The organism is Lacrimispora sp. 38-1 (genome assembly GCF_049890855.1).
Classification (GTDB): Bacteria; Bacillota; Clostridia; order Lachnospirales; family Lachnospiraceae; genus Lacrimispora.
The window spans coordinates 1-17,394 of the sequence record NZ_JBANEW010000083.1; the positions used below are offsets into that span (position 1 = coordinate 1).

At 36.7% G+C, this 17,394-nt stretch carries 17 protein-coding genes and 1 pseudogene; all 18 read right to left on the reverse strand.

Annotation, left to right across the window (positions count from 1 at the left end; translation table 11 throughout):
* Positions 1-458: 458 nt before the first annotated feature.
* The 18 genes and pseudogenes from V7D18_RS23005 to V7D18_RS23090 all read right to left on the reverse strand — a co-directional run bounded on the left by V7D18_RS23005 (position 459) and on the right by V7D18_RS23090 (position 17,372).
* On the reverse strand, positions 459-782 hold the full coding sequence (locus V7D18_RS23005; RefSeq protein ID WP_426157878.1) for a multidrug transporter: 324 nt from the start codon (positions 780-782) through the stop codon (positions 459-461).
* Positions 783-880: 98 nt separating this feature from the next.
* A pseudogene (gene rhuM / locus V7D18_RS23010) lies at positions 881-1,642 on the reverse strand (RhuM family protein); the annotation flags it as partial.
* A 95-nt stretch (positions 1,643-1,737) separates the two neighbouring features.
* Positions 1,738-2,598 (reverse strand): AbiH family protein, encoded by an 861-nt coding sequence (locus V7D18_RS23015; RefSeq protein WP_426157880.1) that lies wholly within the window; start codon positions 2,596-2,598, stop codon positions 1,738-1,740.
* A gap of 11 nt (positions 2,599-2,609) precedes the next feature.
* On the reverse strand, positions 2,610-2,714 hold the full coding sequence (locus V7D18_RS23020; RefSeq protein ID WP_426157882.1) for an AbiH family protein: 105 nt from the start codon (positions 2,712-2,714) through the stop codon (positions 2,610-2,612).
* Between the two features lie 210 nt (positions 2,715-2,924).
* Entirely contained in the window at positions 2,925-3,260 is a 336-nt protein-coding gene (locus V7D18_RS23025; RefSeq protein ID WP_426157884.1) for a multidrug transporter, read from the reverse strand.
* Between the two features lie 784 nt (positions 3,261-4,044).
* Complete coding sequence (locus V7D18_RS23030; RefSeq protein ID WP_426157886.1) at positions 4,045-5,709, reverse strand: ribonuclease J; 1,665 nt, start codon at positions 5,707-5,709, stop codon at positions 4,045-4,047.
* Positions 5,710-5,807: 98 nt separating this feature from the next.
* The gene (locus V7D18_RS23035; protein WP_426157888.1) at positions 5,808-7,265 is read right to left on the reverse strand and encodes a SulP family inorganic anion transporter; all 1,458 of its coding nucleotides are present in this window, start codon (positions 7,263-7,265) and stop codon (positions 5,808-5,810) included.
* Positions 7,266-7,860: 595 nt separating this feature from the next.
* Complete coding sequence (locus tag V7D18_RS23040; RefSeq protein WP_426157890.1) at positions 7,861-8,298, reverse strand: arsenate reductase ArsC; 438 nt, start codon at positions 8,296-8,298, stop codon at positions 7,861-7,863.
* Positions 8,299-8,437: 139 nt separating this feature from the next.
* Positions 8,438-8,854 (reverse strand): arsenate reductase ArsC, encoded by a 417-nt coding sequence (locus V7D18_RS23045; protein WP_426157892.1) that lies wholly within the window; start codon positions 8,852-8,854, stop codon positions 8,438-8,440.
* A 29-nt stretch (positions 8,855-8,883) separates the two neighbouring features.
* A complete protein-coding gene (locus V7D18_RS23050) occupies positions 8,884-9,615 on the reverse strand; it encodes a metallophosphoesterase family protein (RefSeq protein WP_426157894.1) in 732 nt (243 codons plus the stop codon).
* Between the two features lie 37 nt (positions 9,616-9,652).
* Positions 9,653-9,991: an ArsR/SmtB family transcription factor gene (locus V7D18_RS23055; RefSeq protein WP_426157896.1), complete on the reverse strand. Its 339-nt coding sequence runs from the start codon at positions 9,989-9,991 to the stop codon at positions 9,653-9,655.
* 88 nt (positions 9,992-10,079) lie between these two features.
* Positions 10,080-10,835: a phosphate ABC transporter ATP-binding protein PstB gene (gene pstB / locus V7D18_RS23060; protein WP_426157898.1), complete on the reverse strand. Its 756-nt coding sequence runs from the start codon at positions 10,833-10,835 to the stop codon at positions 10,080-10,082.
* Positions 10,836-10,854: 19 nt separating this feature from the next.
* Positions 10,855-11,754, reverse strand: a complete 900-nt coding sequence (gene pstA, locus V7D18_RS23065) for a phosphate ABC transporter permease PstA (RefSeq protein WP_426157901.1) — start codon at positions 11,752-11,754, stop codon at positions 10,855-10,857.
* Positions 11,744-12,670 (reverse strand): phosphate ABC transporter permease subunit PstC, encoded by a 927-nt coding sequence (gene pstC, locus V7D18_RS23070; protein ID WP_426157903.1) that lies wholly within the window; start codon positions 12,668-12,670, stop codon positions 11,744-11,746. The genes pstA and pstC overlap by 11 nt, the downstream gene beginning before the upstream one ends.
* 63 nt (positions 12,671-12,733) lie before the next feature.
* The gene (locus V7D18_RS23075) at positions 12,734-13,684 is read right to left on the reverse strand and encodes a PstS family phosphate ABC transporter substrate-binding protein (protein WP_426157905.1); all 951 of its coding nucleotides are present in this window, start codon (positions 13,682-13,684) and stop codon (positions 12,734-12,736) included.
* Between the two features lie 340 nt (positions 13,685-14,024).
* Positions 14,025-15,761 (reverse strand): arsenical pump-driving ATPase, encoded by a 1,737-nt coding sequence (arsA, locus tag V7D18_RS23080; RefSeq protein WP_426157907.1) that lies wholly within the window; start codon positions 15,759-15,761, stop codon positions 14,025-14,027.
* A 53-nt stretch (positions 15,762-15,814) separates the two neighbouring features.
* Positions 15,815-16,048, reverse strand: coding sequence for a 4Fe-4S dicluster domain-containing protein (locus V7D18_RS23085; protein WP_426157909.1), 234 nt, complete (start codon positions 16,046-16,048; stop codon positions 15,815-15,817).
* A gap of 109 nt (positions 16,049-16,157) precedes the next feature.
* The gene (locus tag V7D18_RS23090; protein ID WP_426157911.1) at positions 16,158-17,372 is read right to left on the reverse strand and encodes an MFS transporter; all 1,215 of its coding nucleotides are present in this window, start codon (positions 17,370-17,372) and stop codon (positions 16,158-16,160) included.
* Positions 17,373-17,394: the final 22 nt, after the last annotated feature.

Genomic DNA, 17,394 nt, shown 5'->3' on the forward strand with positions numbered 1-17,394 from the left:
CATCATCCTCGCCAAACTCCACAGTTACGATAATATGTGTGGACAGGGATCATACACATATTTTCATATAAATAATAAAAACTAAAAAAAAGACTCCCAGAACATTCTGCAAAAATTCTGGGAGTCAATACTTCTTCAATATATTCTATGCGTTTGCTTTGATAACATTTGCTTAAGATGTTAATCCTTATCGGCATAATCAGAAATTCAAACTATTATTTTCAAGTAATATCAATTCCTTAGAAATTAATTTATTGTAGCTACCTTTATTTTACCATATAGAGGCTATAACGTATATTATCATTTGTTATTTTACTCGACAAATTTCGACACAAATCTCACAATGTGTTGATGCTGTAATAAAGATTCCTGAAAGGTACACTTAGTCCTTGGCGTAGACAATCGATTACTAATACTTATTATAAAAAGGATACCTCGCTGAACTCATATATTACAGACTATTTCTCAAGAAAGGCACTTACAGTTTCCTTCAGCTCATCACTGAACTCTTCGAGATCTTCGTAGCTAATTGCACCCTCGTTTATAAGTGAAATAATATTATAAATAAGGTTCGACCGGCTCATTTCTAATTGAACACCAGTTTTCTTCCTATCTTCCTCTATTCTCTTATCCAGTCTCCAAAACTTATCTGATGGATTAGCGTCTTCACTTAATAATTCTATATATTCCTTATTGAGCCTGTTCATATAGCTTTCCTGCCAATCAGCAATTTTATTTTTAAAAAGCGCCCAGTCTTTCTTTGTAAATCTCTGCTCTTGCAAAACCTCAAACCTCCCAATAGATTCTTTCATATCCGAATTATAAAATGCCTTTTCACAAGACAGTTCATCAGTTGTTCTGGATTTCCGAACAATGGATTTTATACTCCATCAGATTTGTTTTTTGTTTGTTCTTCTAATTCCAGCAAAAACTTATCATAATCAGACATAAACATTCTATCCTGTACAATACGATACTTCTCGAATTCTGTTTCTGCATGGAGCTTTGCTTGCTCCGCGCTAATCTTACCAGCATCTGTCAGTATTTCGTTGCCATTAAACTCTAAGAAACCGTCCAAACGCTTTGCCCAATCATCCATACTCATAGGGATCTGTCGTTCTGCCTGCAGTTCCGCATAATCCAGATACAAGGATACCACTCTCTCCATGTAGGACATTTCCTTGTCATTCAGATAATTCTTCGCAATCGAAACATCCGCTTTCACAATCTTTCCATCCGGAGCGGCTTCCCAAGTGGTCAATCCCATATGCTCTTTCTCTGCATCAGCACGTTTCACAATTAGTTCCGCTGCTGTATGTCTGTGAACAGCCCAGTGCATCTTATTTTGCACGGTCTGAAAAAAACGTCTGGTAGTCTTTGCATCTTTATCATAATCAAAAGCTGTAGCATACAGGTCAGTGATTTTCTGATAAAATTTCCGCTGGGAAAGGCGAATTTCACGGATGTTCTGCAACTGACGTTCAAAATATTTATCCGTGAACATATGACCTTTTTTAAGCCGTTCCTTGTCCATTGACCAGCCTTGGATGGTGTAATCCTTGACGATTTGTCCTGACCACTTGCGGAATCGAACAGCACGGTCATTATTGACTTTAAAGCCAACGGCAATAATCATCTGGAGGATTCTGCAAATGCAGTTGTTAATCATACGATTCATATCTGTTATTTCAACTATCTCAGCCAGTACATAGGGTGGCGCTTTGGCGGATCTACTGTTTAATATTGTATTTCCCAGCAAACAATTTTTTCTTCAGGGATTCCTATTTCAATTAACATATTTTGATAATTAATATAGTCCTCTTGATGATATGCATTTATGTACCAACTAGCATTTGGTGATAATTTATAAATTTCTTCCAAATATGGTTTATCAACCCTTCCATAGCTAAACCCATATGTATAAACAGCTTCAATATCTTGAAATCTGTTGAATTTATCTTTATTGTCTTTAAGTATTTTTTCAACATCTTTTCTTAAAATACTATTTATCATTACTTGTGGAAAAAAAAGAGAATCATCATCACCTATTGCCCCAATATAGGGTAATGCTTCAGAAAGACAACTAACCCTCTTCAATGATTTTTCTTTTTGGATATTACCTCCGAAATAGATTTTCTCTCTATTTCGGCTGGACTGTCCATGAATATGACAAATGCAATCTGGTAAAATGTCATATACTTTTTCAAGTGTATCTGTATAATTAAAAGACAAAAAGTAATTGTCAGAATCGTTAAATAACGAAAGAAAATATTTATCACTTTTACAATCAATTTTAATCTGGTTTACCCATTCAACAAATTGCAATTGAATTTCTCCAATAACATTATTGATTTTCTCTTCTAAAAATTGCGCTGTAATTTCTTTACCATTTCCATTTATCCATGGTTCTTCAACAACATCTCCATTTTCATCATATCTCTCATCTTGCCTAATATTTATTTCTTCTGCTAAATCATTCGTACTGATTTTTGAACAGTACTCTTCTAATTTACTCCATTTTTTTGTTTCACTAGTACCAGCATCATCATACTTATCAATAATTTTGAGCAAGATTTTGAGAGCTTCACTATTGTTCATCTCATTGGAATTTACAATAAGTTTTTTATATAATCACGAAAATGGTAATATTCAGTTTTTAGTTTATGATGTATGTCGAATCCATTACCAATAATGAATAATATTTTCATCTTCATTTACTCATTGTTATATTCCGCTGTGAAATTTTCATATGCTTTTATTCTCCAAATATATTCCACGATCAAGCTTTTATTTTCGACATAATTCGACACAAATCTCACAATGTGTTGATGCGGTGATAATAATTCCTGAAAGACACACTTTGTCCTTGGCGTAGACAATCGTTTAACTAATACTTATTAAAATAACGATACCTTACTGAACTCTTATACTCCAAACTTTCTCTCAACAAAGGTACTTACAGTTTCTTTCAGCTCATCACTGAACTCTTCGAGATCTACAATGCTAATTGCACCTTCGTTTATAAGTGAAATAATATTATAAATAAAATTCGACCGGTTCATTTCTAATTGAACACCAGTTTTCTTCCTGTCTTCCTTTATTCTCTTATCCAGTCTCCAAAACTTATCTGATGGATTATCGTTCTCACTTAATAATTCTATATATTCCTTATTAAGCTTGTCCATATAGCTTTCCTGCCAATCAGCAATTTTATTTTTAAAAAGTGCCCAGTCTTTCTTTGTAAATCTCTGCTCTTGCAAAACCTCAAACCTCCCAATAGATTCTTTCATATCCGAATTATAAAATGCCTTTTCACAAGACAGTTCACAATTTTTTCCAATCTGTCGGAAATTCCGACAGGTTGATTCGTGGTAACTTGACAGTTCACAGCAGTTATTTGGGATTTCCTAACAACTAATACTCCGCATATTGTCAACTACAGTTATTTCTAAATGTGTAACAACTGGATTTTATATTCCATCAGATTTGTTTTATGTTTGTTTTTCTAATTCCAATCCTTAACCAGCTGGTACAGCAGGAGGGGCTATTTTAAAAAAAGCACGGCATTTAAAATTAAGAAAAACTCTTTTTCACTGTTATATTTCAAACAGAAAAGATCTGGTCTCCTTAATAAGAGCAGGTCTTTTCTAAATTTTTTTGTAATTCAATAAACAAAGTAACAAGACTAAAGTTAAAATTATTCCAGATACAGACCAGACCTAACAGTATGCCAGCAGCAATTATGGTGATCTTAGTACCAATCCTGTCTGCAATCTGTCCGACACTGAAAATAAATAAACCGCTGAGTAACGTAGCAATTGAATATAGGCTGGAAACTATTGTACGGTCCCATTTTAAATCTTTTACATAGATATCAATAAATCCTGAGATGAAAAATGTCTGACCCGGAGCTAAAAAAAGTAAGACAACGCAGCCACAAAGACAATCAGCCAGCCATAATTAAATTTATTATTACTGTATAGATTTTTTGGAGATAATTTCAATCTTCTTTCCTTTCCGACTGCAGTTTTTAAAGTGAACAAATTATATTTCCATAATAATCGGCAGAATGACAGGGGTGCGTTTTATTTCTTTCCAAAGGAACTCTCCTATATCATCTTTTAATATAGATTTAATTTTAGCCCAGTCTCTGGTATTCTTACATTTTTCAAGGCTTGTACCAGCAACACGTCTGATCTTACCTATTAATTCATCGGATTCTCTGACATATACAAAGCCCCGGGAAACAACTTCAGGACCTGAAATCACTTGATTACTTCCCTTTTGCATTCCTATAATAACGATCAATAAACCATTTGCGGATAAATTTTGTCTGTCCTTAATAACAATATTACCAACGTCACCGACTCCCAGTCCATCAACAAACACTTCCCCTGCTGTTACCTGACCAATAATGCCGCCCTCTTTCTCTGAAAGCTCTAAAACATTTCCTGACTGCAGAATAAATATATTATCATCTGGTATCCCCATGGATTGTGCCAGTTTTTCCTGTGCCTTAAGATGCTTGAATTCTCCATGCACCGGTATGACATATTGTGGTTTCAGCAGAGCATATATGAGTTTCAGTTCTTCCTGGCATGCATGCCCGGAAACATGAGTATCCTGGTAAATGACTTCAGCGCCTTTTCTGGAAAGATCATTAATGATTCTTGCAACTGCCTTTTCATTTCCGGGAATCGGAGTAGAACTTAAAATAACCTTATCACCTGGCCGGATTATTATCTTTTTATGGGTTGAATCCGCCATTCGTGATAACCCTGCCATGTTTTCTCCCTGGCTTCCCGTTGTAATAATGACCAGATTCTCATCCGGGTATTTTTTCATTTCTTCTACTTCAATAATTGTATTTTCAGGTATATCAATATAGCCCAGTTCAGAAGCCACTTTAATCACATTGACCATGCTTCTTCCCTGAATCACAACTTTTTTGCCAAATTTATAGGCTGTACTGATAATCTGATTTACTCTGTCTACATTTGACGCAAAAGTTGCGATAATCATCCTGCTGGAGATATTTTCTGTAAAAAGAATATCAAAGGTCTTGGCAACCTTCTGTTCCGATACGGTAAACCCTTCTCTCTGTGCGTTCGTACTGTCACACATCAGAGCAAGGACTCCCTTCTTTCCAATTTCAGCAAATCTCGGTAAATTAATGACATCACCAAATAACGGGGAATAATCTATTTTAAAATCACCTGTATGTAAGATGACTCCTGCAGGTGAAGTAATTGCCAGTGCGGATGCATCAGCAATACTATGATTTGTTTTTATAAATTCCACCCGGAAAGCACCTGAATTAATTGACTGTCCATGCTTCACTACTTTTCTTTTCGTGTTTTTAAGTAAATTATGCTCCTTCAGCTTAAGCTCAATTAGTCCATGCGTCAGCTTCGTCGCATATACCGGAACATTTAAATCCTTTAATATATACGGAAGTGCACCGATATGATCCTCATGACCATGGGTAATAAAAAATCCTCTCACTTTATCACGGTTTTTCAATAAATAAGTGAAATCAGGGATTACCAGATCAATTCCCAGCATATCATCCTCTGGAAACGATATTCCGCAATCCACCACAATAATACTGTCTTCATATTCAAAGGCAGTTATATTCATACCAATCTTTTCAAGTCCACCAAGAGGAATGATTTTTATCTTTTTTTCCTGCAGTTCCTTCTCCTTCATAGAACCAAACCCTTTCTGCGATTTTACGCAACAAATATACCTTCTTAAGCTACATAATAGTTATGAACCCCAAACCATATCATCGCTCACTACAACGATCAGTCTACATACTCCGGCATAATGGAATATTGCAGGGATGTTTTTTGAAGCAGTTTCTCACAGGCCTCACTCAGCCCTTCTATCTTGATTTTAACATGCTTTTCACTATACTTCATGATTAATTTGTCAAACGCATCCCCCGCCGATTCATCCCAGAATTTAAGGTGAGTGACATCAAGACCTATGGTCTGATTGCTAATATCAAAATCAAACTTTTCTAAAAAATGAGTGGTTGATGCAAAGAACAGCTGACCATAGCAACGGTAAATAATACCTTCTTCTGTTTCGATCTTTTCAACCACGGTCTGGGATATTTTATATACAAAGAACAAAGCACTCATAATAATGCCGACAACAACTCCATATGCCAGATTATCCGTCAATAATACAATCGCAACCGTTGTTACCATAACTGCTGTGTCCGTCTTCGGAACTTTTGTCATTCGCTTAATAGAGTGCCAGTCAAAGGTTGCAATGGAAACAATGATCATGACCGCCGCAAGTGCAGCGATTGGAATCTGGATAACCCAGCTGTTTAGTGCAACAATAAAAGTCATCAGTAAGGAACCTGATAAAAAAGTGGACAATCTGCCTCTGCCACCGGATTTGTGATTAATAACGGATTGGCCTATCATAGCACAGCCTGCCATGCCTCCGAAAAGACCTGAAGCAACATTTGCCAGTCCCTGCCCGATACATTCCCTGTTCTTATTGCTTTTTGTATCTGTTAATTCATCTAATAGCTGTGATGTCAGCATGGATTCTACCAAACCTACAACTGCCAACGAAAGAGAAACGGGGAAAATAATTCGAAAGGTATCCATATTAAGCTTTATATCAGGCAATAAAAGTCTTGGCAATGTTCCGGTAATATCTCCCATGTCGCCAATTCTTGTAACATTCATATCAGCAGCAATGGTAATAATTGTCAACAACACAATTGCGACAAGAGGAGCTGGTATTGCCCTGTTTACTTTCGGAAAGAAAATAATGATTGCCATTCCAGCCGCGACTAATAGATACATGGTTATATCAGCACCTATAAAATGAGACAATTGGGATTTGAAGATTAAAATTCCTAATGCATTTACAAATCCGGTCATTACAGGGCTTGGTATAAACCGAAGCAGTTTACCGGCTTTTAATAGTCCCATCATCATTTGCAGGATACCTGCCAAAATAGTAGCGGCTAACATATATTCTATTCCATGTTCCTTCACTAAACCGGCTAATACTAATGCCATGGCACCTGTTGCCCCTGAAATCAGGCCAGGACGCCCTCCAGCAATTGAAGTTACAATTGCGATACAAAAGGAAGCATACAATCCGACCATGGGACTTAACCCGGCAAGCAATGCGAAACCTATTGCTTCAGGAATCAGCGCAATTGCTACTACAATTCCTGACATTACATCATTTTTTACATTTCCAAACCATTCTATTCTAACTTCTTTCATAAACTCTCCTTGTATTGTATTTTTATGTAAATTTGTTAACTTCCCCAAGCCTCCCATTGTAATAAACACTTGCCAAAGGGGATCTCCATTCGACAATCGACTTTTCTTCCCTTAATCAGGAAGCTCCTTTATGAACATATTCATCTCCTTTTCTATTATAAATGTCCACAAAAATAAATCGTTATTCTGCGATTACCAATAACGACTTTGCAAAACACCGATATAAAAACACAATATAAAATATACCTCTCATATAAGGATTATTTCCCACCTTATATACCTGTTTCTGCACCCTAAAAATATTACATTATTGCTTCCGTCACTAATGTTGGCATTTCTTTTCATAGGATACTGCTATTAATCAATAACATTATCCTCTAAAAGCTTTGCAATGAATCAAAACATAGCTGCCAACCTGTATTGTACCTTTTTTCTTCTATTACTATTTATATGATTATAACATACTATAATTCATATTTGAATAGTAATTTTACTTATAATTTATTATTTTTTAATTCAACCTATTATAAACTATCGCAAAAAAAGACCAACTAAGATTATTTCATCCTAATTGATCCTATATAATTTACTACACTTATTTAACTGTATTTACAAATTCATCAATTCTTTTTGCTATATCATCCCGTAATTTTCTTGCCATTTCCAGCTTTTCTTCCTCTGTCCCTGTAAAATCGTCAGGATCCCTAAATTCCCTCCAGCTTAATCTTGTAACCTTTCCCGGAAAGATCGGACAATCCTCTTCTTCTCCTCTGTTACAAACTGTAATTACATAATCATATTTTCTGCCCTGATTGTAAAAATCCAATAATTCATTAACACTCTTATTCGATATATCCAGGCCATATTCCTTCATCACTTCAATAGCGAGAGGATTAATGCTTTTCTTTCTGAAGCCTGCACTTTCTGCCACAAAAGACTCTCCATATTTGTGGTTCAGGATTGCATCAGCAATCTGGCTGCGGAATGAATTGGAAACACAGACAAACAGAACTCTTATTTTTTCTCTTTCCATAGAATCCCCTTATATAACAGCATAACATGTTATATACCCTTTCCTTTTTGTTTTAAACATGTTGCAAACAGATACTTTAACTATACCAAAGAAACATTATCTTATCTATCATAAATAAGTAAAATAAATGTAAATACAATTACTTTTTCAGCCTGTTCTTTAAATCAATGATTTTGCTCTCAATTATCTGGATGGTTTTCTTAAAAACTATATCACCTTTACCCGTAGGATCATCTAACCCCCAGTCTTCTCTTAATTTGCACGGAAGCGCCGGACAATTCACATTACAGCCCATTGTAATAACGACATCCGGATTTGGTATTTCACCAATCAGCTTGTTTTTCTGGGTTGCCTCCATATCAATTCCATAAATCTCTTTCATTAACCTGACCGCATCCGGATTGATACGATCTTTTAGCTCTGTCCCCGCCGAATAGCTTTCAAACACATCATTGGCAAGATGTTTCCCCAGTGCTTCTGCTATCTGGCTCCGGCATGAATTGTGTACACATATGAAGGCAACTTTCGGCTTATTATCTGTTATTATTTCACTCATTATTAACCTCTTTTTATTATTTGAATTTATTATTTTGTATCCCGGCCAGTCCGCAGCACCATAGCAAACGAGTCAAGAAGCTCTGACTCCTCGATCTCTGCAGCTACCGTTTCAATATCATAAGGTACTCTGACAAACTCAGCCTCAACTGCTTCTCCTATGGTAAGGATGCAGTAGCATGCCCTGTTATCCCCATCTTTTGGTCTTCCAACACTGCCTGCATTAATAAAAAGTTTGTCTTTTACCTTTTTTACATACGGGATATGGGTATGACCAAATACAATAATATCTTCTTCCAGCTCATCTGCAATTTCTTCCTGCTTCTCCGTATTATCTTCGTAAACATAATCTGTAATTGAAACAGGGCTTGCATGGGTAAGCAGTATACGCTTTCCTCCTGCCTCAATTGTGATCTGTTCCTCAAATTCTCTTAAAAATTCTTTGTTTTCATCACTGGTATGTTTCACCGTCCAGCGAAGTGCATTTTGCGTCTTATGCTTATCACTGACTGATTCAATGCTGCAGCCGCACGTCGGCAGATAAAAACCCACTGCTTCATCGTAGTTTCCTAATATAGAAGTAATTCCCAGTTCTTTGATTTGGTTTATTACATCATCAGGTCTTGTTCCATAGCCAACACAATCCCCCAGACAATATACATCTTCAAGACTGATTTTTCTTTGCTCAATATCTTTTAAAACATTTTTAAATGCTTCCATGTTTCCATGTATGTCTGAAATAAATACGATTTGTTTATCCAAATCTTCACCTCATTTCTAAGGACTCATTTTTACCACGCTAATAATTCATACAGTTAAATTTCTCCTCAGAAGCATCTTTTACCAGCTCATTTGCCGTATTTAGTATGGATTTGATTTTTTCATCTTTTACACTGTAATAGATAAATTTTCCTTCCTGTCTTGCTTCCACAAGATCTCCTTCACGGAGACATTTTAAATGGTTTGAAATTTTCGACTGACTGAATCCTGTATAACTAATAATTTCAGAGACAGTCTTTTCGTTATCCAAAAGACTTTCAAAAATACATAATCTGTTATAATCAGCAAATCCCTTAAAAAACTTACTAATTAATTTAAGTCTCATAATATCTTCGTTCGTTATATGCTGTTCCATCATAATCCTTCTTTCATAAAATCATATATCATAATATGTCAATATGATTTTACCACCTATCAATTGAACTTGCTATTCTTTTATTGTTTTTTTATCCAAACTTCCCACTGATGTAATCGTCTGTACGTTTATCCTCAGGTTCTGAAAATATAGCAGATGTTTCACCATATTCAATCAGATTTCCGTTTAAAAAGAAACCTGTTCTATCAGAAATTCTGACTGCCTGATGCATAGAATGTGTTACAATAACCACGGTATACTCTTTTTTTAGATCTTGCAAAAGATCTTCTATTTTTAATGTGGCAATGGGATCTAACGCAGACGTTGGTTCATCCATTAAAATAACTTCAGGCCGGACGGCAAGGCAGCGGGCTATGCAAAGACGCTGCTGCTGTCCGCCGGATAATTCAAGGGCAGACTTCCCCAGCTTATCTTTAACTTCATCCCAGAGAGCAGCTTTCCTTAAGCTTACCTCTGCTATCTCATCCAGCATTTTTTTGTTTTTTATTCCATGTCTTTTGGGTGCATATACGATATTGTCATAAATAGATTTTGGAAACGGATTCGGTCTTTGAAACACCATACCGACTTCTTTTCTCAGATTAATAATGTCATACTCTGCATCAAGAACATTTTTACCATCAATCCATATTCGTCCTTCCCATCTGCTTCCATCAATCAAATCATTCATTCTGTTTATGGTACGCAAGAATGTGGATTTCCCGCAGCCTGACGGTCCTATCAAAGCAGTTATTTTTTGTTTTTCTATATCCATATTAATATGATTCAAAGCTTTTGCATTTCCATAGTAAAAGCTCAAGCCCTCTACTTTTATTTTGGATTCCATAATTACCTCATTTCTTAAGTTAATCGATTCTCTTCTGATACTTATTCCGCAAAATTATTGCAATTGCATTGGCTGATAACAGCAATACCATCAGCACCATAATACCAGCTGCTGCAACATTCTGAAATTCAGCCTGTGGTCTGGAAGTCCAGTTAAAAATCTGTATAGGAAGCACGGTAAAGGAATCCATTGGTCCATTTGGTAAAAAAGCAACATACCCCGCTGCTCCTACCATAATTAGAGGAGCAGCCTCACCCATTGCTCTGGAAATCGCCAAAATGGAACCGGTTAATATTCCAGGCAATGCAAAAGGCAGGGTTACTCCTGCTATTGTTCTCCATTTGGTCATCCCCAATGCGTAAGAACCTTCCTTCAGGTTCATCGGTACGCTTTTTAGTGCTTCCCTGGAAGAAACAATAATGGTTGGCAGAATCAGGATGCTTAAAGTCAGAGCACCAGACAAAATACTCCTGCCAAAATTCATGAACCTTACGAAGACTGCCAATCCCAGCATTCCATATACGATAGACGGTACTCCTGCGAGATTGGAAATATTAAGTACAAGAAGTTTATAAAATCCACTTTTCTTATTTGCATATTCCTCCAGATAGACGGCAGTTCCAACACCTAGCGGAATCGCAATCAGAGCTGTAATTCCTATAGTCCAGATGCTTCCTGCTAAAGCAGAAAAGATTCCCGCTTTTTCCGGATTTCTAGAGGGCATACTGGTAACGAAATCCCAGTCCAGCCAGTTCATTCCTTCACTGAATATTTGATAGAGAAGAAGGAAAAGGACAATAATAGAAAACAAAATGGACGATAATAATACTATGTGAAATAAATCATTTTTTATTTTTCTTGTATTAATTTTCTTTTTATTAATTACACTCAAACCAACAACTTGTTTATCATTGGCCATTTAAATACCTCCTGTTCCTGTTTACAATCGCTTTTGCAACGATATTCATTAAGAAAGTGACCCCAAAAAGAAGTGCACCCACTGCAAAAACCGTATTATACTCAATGGTTCCATACTGAATATCCCCAAGGCTGATATTTACCATAAATCCGGTTAGAGTCTGAATACTTTTCAGTGGACTTAACGTCAATACCGGACTTTGTCCCGCAGCAATTGCAACAATCATTGTCTCTCCGATTGCTCTTGATATAGCAAGTACAAAGGCAGACGCAATACTTGAAAATGTTGCAGGGATAATAACTTTTGTGGCGGTCTCGAATTTGGTTGATCCCAATGCATATGCTCCCTTTCTTACGGAATCCGGCACTGCCATCATGGCGTCTTCACATAAGGAGGCAACCATGGGCAATGTCATGATTCCAACAGCGATACTTGCACTTAATGCATTAAAGATCTGTGTTTGTGGCAGTATTTTCTGAATAATTGGTGTAATAAAATTCAGGGCAAAGAATCCATAAACGATGGAGGGAATCCCTGCCAGTATTTCAAGTACTGGTTTTATAATTATCCGCACCTTCTTTGGTGCATATTCGCTTAGGTAAATGGCGCTCCCAAGCCCCATTGGCAATGCAACAATGCTGGATCCTATGGCAATCATTATGGTTCCAATTAAAAGTGGCAATACTCCGAAATTTCTTGGTTTTAGTGTTGGCGCCCACTTGGTACCTGTAAAAAAATCAAGAATGGAAACCTCCTTAAAGAATCCTATGGTTTCTCCAAACAATGTAAATATAATTGCCACAGTTGTAAGAATTGATATTGCGGCAAAAAGTACAAGTACTTTTTCTATCATAAATTCAATGATATCAAATCTTCTTTTATTTTTATGTTTAACACCATTTACTATTTCTCTCATATTTACCTCATATAATCAATCGAAACGTACCTTTTCCTGCGTACGTTTCGATTGATTTGTATTTTATTCAAGCTGACCTGATTCTGTTTTATATTCTTCTTCCGGGAGGGATACATAGCCTACTTCCGGTACTATGTCCTTTGCTTTTTCAAAATAAAACTTAACAAATTCTTTTACTTCTGCTCTTGTAAGAGCTTCTTTATTTACATAGATAAAGATTGGTCTTGAAAGTGGTGCATACTCACCGCTTTTAATTGTTTCAAATGATGGAGTAACAGCACCATTGCCGTTATCAATTGGTACCAGTTTCAGCTTGTCCTGATTTTCTTCATAGTAGGCAAACCCAAAGAATCCTAACGCATTTTTGTCACCCGCTATTCCCTGAACCAATACGTTATCATCTTCACTTCCTGTAAAATCAGGACGGATTGCACCACTTTCGCCATTAATTTCTTCTGTGAAGTAATCAAAGGTTCCCGAATCTGTACCAGGGGCATAAAGCTTTATTTCTTCTTCGGGCCATTCATCTCTTACGTCTTTCCATGTCTTTACTTCGCTGTCAGGATTCCATATTTTTTTCAGCTCTTCCACAGTTAAGGAATCAACCCATGTATTTTCAGGATTTACCAGGACCGATAATCCATCATAAGCCACTTTTAATTCTATATAATCAACGCCTGCATCTTTTGCCTTTTTTGCTTCCTCATCTTTTATTGGTCTGGAAGCATTGCTGATATCTGTTTCTTTTGTGACGAATTTTTTAAAGCCACCGCCTGTACCAGATATTCCTACTGGAATCTTAACGTCCGGCTCGGACTTATTAAACTCTTCTACAACTGCTTCTGTTATGGGGAATACAGTTGAAGAGCCGTCTATCCTAATTTCTCCTGATAACTTTCCTGCTGTTCCGCTTTCTTGTTGTGCACTTTGCTGTTGCCCACAGCCGGTAAATACAAATGTTGATGTAAGTAATAAGGCTAATAAAATACTCTTTTTACTATTAATTTTTTTCACATTAACTCTCCTCTTTATGCTTCTGATTTATTATTGTTTCAATGAATGACTTGCTTCTTTTCAACGTACCTTTATAATGAAAGTATCCGAAAATAATCATTGATGCTATAAGCAATACTAATACAAACATAATCACCACCATCCATTTCCTATTTTGACACCCACTTGAGAATTTGCTTTCACTGTTGTTGTCTCTTTTACGTTATAATTATATATCATGATATCCTGATATGTAAATATTGTTTAAGTTAAATCCATGTAAAAATCATGTAAATTCACAAAAAAAATAGTAACAGTATCTGTTTTTCAGACTCATGCTACTATTTCTTTCATTTTATATCTACAGTAAATATAGATTCTCGCCTTTTATTTCATCCGAGCGCCAGCTGATTACTGCAAAATTACCATTTGCGTGCTCATCCACCTTATTAATCCATTCAATTTCATTACTGGCTTTTGCTGACAGTAATTTATTAGTCGTACCGGTGCGGTAAAGGGAAGAATTGATTACCCACCACTTTGCCGCAATATCAGCCCGCTTTAAATCTTCCTCCAGACGCATGGCTTCATAAACCGGAGTGGTTTCTGCAAGAGTTACAATAATAACCTCTGTTTCCCCTTTATTCCGTAATCTTGGCAGCAGCTTTTTTGCGGATTCAGGAACATCACCCTGGGAACGTTTGATTTCCTGATTGTAGCTCTGAGTTGAGTCTAAAAGCAGCAGCGTATGTCCTGTCGGTGCGGTATCAATGACAACGATCTGGTCCTCTGCCTTCTCAACAATTTCTGCAAATGCTCTGAATACGGCAATTTCCTGGGTGCAGGGAGATCTTAAATCTTCTTCTACATATGCGATATCTTCCTCTGACATGGTTTCCCGTGCTTTTGAAAGTACCTCCTGCTGATACTTCTTAAGTTCTTCTTTTTCATCAATATGGCTCATTGTGATTCCATCTGTCTCATTCATAACAAATTTAAGATGAGCCGCCGGGTCAGTTGTAGTTAAATGCACCTTTTTTCCTCTTGATGCCAAACCTAATGCAATGGAAGCTGCGATTGTAGTTTTGCCTACTCCGCCTTTTCCCATAGTAAAAATGACTTTTTTATTGGTATGATATAAATCATCTATCACATCTTTTAAACCTGGAATGATTTCTGCCTTTATTTTATCAGCACGAAGCGTATAATTATCTTTTTTCAGAAAAGCTCTTACGTTATCTATACCGGTTATATTATAAGCTCTGAGCGGAATGGAGTACAGTTTCATATTCCTGATTTCTTCCGGCATTCCGGCAAGCGCTGCCTGCTGCTTTTTATATAAGCTTTCTGAAATAATATCATCATAGGATGTTAAGATTCCATTTACTATCATCACCTGATTTTTCACTCCGATATCGGCCAGTTCGCCGGAAGCTCTTGCAGCTTCATTTAAAGGAGTAACCTCCGGTCTTGAAACCAGAATCAAGGTTGTAAGATCTCCATCTGCTAATGTTTCCACAGCTCTTTTATAGATTTCTCTTTTGCTTTCCAGCCCGGATAACTGCCCCAGGCAGGAAGCACCATGTGTATTTTCGCTGATAAAATTGCTCCATGCAGACGGAAGCTGAAGCATCCTTAGTGTGTGCCCTGTCGGAGCAGTATCAAATATAATATAATCGAACTCTTCCTGAACTTTTTCATCCGTAATAAATTTGGAAAATTCATTAAATGCTGCAATTTCAACGGTACAGGAACCAGAAAGCTGTTCTTCCATATTTTTTAACACAGTCTCAGGCAGCTGTCCGCGATATGGTGCGATTACACCTTCACGATATTCTGCAGCTGCTTCTATGGGGTCTAAGTTTGCTACCACAAGATTAGGAACTTCATGTATGGGAACGCCTTTATTGTCCAATTCTGTCTCAAATACATCCTGGAGGTTCGATGCCGGATCTGTACTGATCAGCAAAACTTTTTTTCCTGCATCAGCAAGGGACACCGCTGTGGCACAGGCTGTTGAAGTTTTTCCTACTCCACCCTTTCCTGTAAAGAAAAGATATTTTGTGAGTACTGCTTCTTGTATATTAAAGTTTTCCATTATAACTCCCTTTCACTCTTTCCAATTAAAATCTTTACATTATTTAACAGTGACTAAAACATTCTTCGCCTGCGCATATTATTTACGTTATCGCCTGCATAAGAAATCGCTTTATTAGGGCATAAGTTACCACATCCATGACATCCTTGTATACAGCCTTCGGGATGTATAACAACAGGTTTTGGCATTTTTGATTTATCATAAACACCCTGCCTGCATTTATTAACACATTTACCACACTCACAGCATCTATCGTAATCAATGATTGGATACCAGGATTTTGACATTATTTTTTAATCTCCTTTTAAAATTATTCAAATTTTACTATCTGATAGTTATTTGTAATAATTTAATCTTAATGTCAATCAATCATAATAAATGGTATTCTTTTATATACTAAATCTCCCTGGTACTGTAACAATGACGCAGGGATGGCAGCATATAGCTTATCATTGCAATTCCGACTGTTATTATTCCTGATAGAAAAAACCAATTTTCAACCCCTATTATCTCCGCAAAGGATCCGGATAAAATTAATCCTAACGGCATGGCAATCATCCCAAGGCTTGTTGATAAGGAAAGAACTCTGCCTAGAAATTCCTCTTTTATCTTAAGCTGGTATATTGCTGTGAGAACTCCATAATAAAATGGAATCGTTATTCCCATAAAACCTGCCATTACTATAAACACCTTAAATTGGTCAGGCTGTAAGATACCGGTTATAATAAGTCCTACTCCCATCGCAGCTATGGACAGAATAATGGCATAAATCTTATTAATCTTTTCACCCCGTTTTCCTAAGATAACTGCTCCTAATAAGGTTCCTGCTGAGAATACAATTTCTACAATACTGGAATCTTTAAATGTACCTCCAAAATATGACATACAAATCAAAGGATACAGCGTACCGATCGGGAAATATATCATTGCATAGAGGGAACTGATAATCATCAGACTCATCATTCCCTTCTCTTTACGCAATACGATAAAACCCTCTTTTGCTTCCTGTAAAAGATCCGGTACCTTTTCATTATCAGTCCTATTGGTTTTTGGAATCTTTATCACAGTAATTGTTATTATTGCGATAGCTGCCCCAACAATATCCGTTAGCAATATCATGCTGATATTCAAAGTACTATAAAGGATTGCTGCGACCGCAGGACTTAATAATAACGAAACTGATTCCATCCCCTGAGTGTAGCCTGCACAATTTGTCAGATATTCCTTTGGTACGATCATTGGAGTAACAGCCTGCAGCGAAGGTGAATGAAAAGCGGTTCCTATGGAACGAAAAAATAGAACTATCATAATAAGCCATATAGGCAATGTTCCAAATAAACCAGCCAATACTAATACCATGGTTACAAATGCTATTGCTGAATCAGCCAGTATCATAATCCATTTTCTATCGTATCGGTCAATTAAAACACCAATAAATGGGCCCAATACTGCCTGTGGCAAGAAGCCTGCCAGCGTTGCGAAGGACAGAACTGCAGCAGATTCCGTTTTATCTGTTAAATACCAGATAATTGCCATCTGTATGATGGAACTCGTAAAGATTGATATTGCCTGACCAGTCCATATTACTGCAAACTTTCTTTTCCAGGACATATTTTTCCGATCTACAGCAGCC